Origin of the sequence: Erysipelothrix aquatica, assembly GCF_009828775.2 — a bacterium.
Lineage (GTDB): Bacteria > Bacillota_I > Bacilli_A > Erysipelotrichales > Erysipelotrichaceae > Erysipelothrix > Erysipelothrix aquatica.
The window spans coordinates 1-803 of record NZ_WTSY02000095.1 but is presented as its reverse complement, the minus strand read 5'-3'; the positions used below and the strand labels follow the sequence as shown (position 1 = coordinate 803).

At 47.6% G+C, this 803-nt stretch carries 1 protein-coding gene; it reads right to left on the bottom strand.

What is annotated here, in order from left to right; all coding sequences use genetic code 11:
• Positions 1-803: glycine rich domain-containing protein (locus GVV20_RS10605; RefSeq protein ID WP_236261806.1), on the bottom strand; the 803-nt coding region annotated here is incomplete at both ends.

The window sequence follows — 803 nt, the reverse complement described above, 5'->3', positions numbered from 1 at the left end:
ACACTTTGCTTGTTTTTCCATCGGCCGAGAAAACCGTCACTGTTTGACTTTGATTTCCCCGTTTGAATTCGAGGTATCCTGTACCCACCACAATCTGACTGAGATGCTGTTTATCAACGGTAATTTCGTCTTTAGCCATGTATTCACTGGCTATCGGAATGGTATACTCCGTTACCTCTGGATCAAAGCCATCAATGACTTTTCCATTGATCCGTATCCCTTCAAGATTTGCGGATGATTGCGTATTTTCGCCAAAATAAGTAATTCGGGCATACCCTGAATTTGAATGTCCAATTTCACGAACACCATCCGGACCAAAGAAGCTGACATTTCCAGATAACAGTTCCGTATTAGTGAATTCATACTTCGCATCGGGTGCATAGTTTGAAGGTCGGTAGGACTTGTTAATTTTAATGCCATCTTTGATGGTATCGCCCGTTAGGACATAGCTTGATCCACCGCCTCCAGCTCCTGTTGTGTTGCGATAGTTGGAAGCACCCCCGCCACCATACCATCCACCACCACCGGATCCGGCTCCATATTCGATAGTGCTACCACTACTACTTCCTCCAGAAGCACCCGGTCCAAAGCTTCCGGATATACCACCGCCTCCAGATGCACTTTGGCTTGCTCCTGTACCTAATTGTCCAGACGATCCAGTTCCATCCATACCAATGACACCACCAGCATAACCACCAGTATAGTTGCGAACACTCGACCCGCCACCACCGGCGACTAAGATTCGGTTGAAATGACCGGTTCCCCCAACGCGAATATCAGTAGCTCCACCACCATAGGATCCT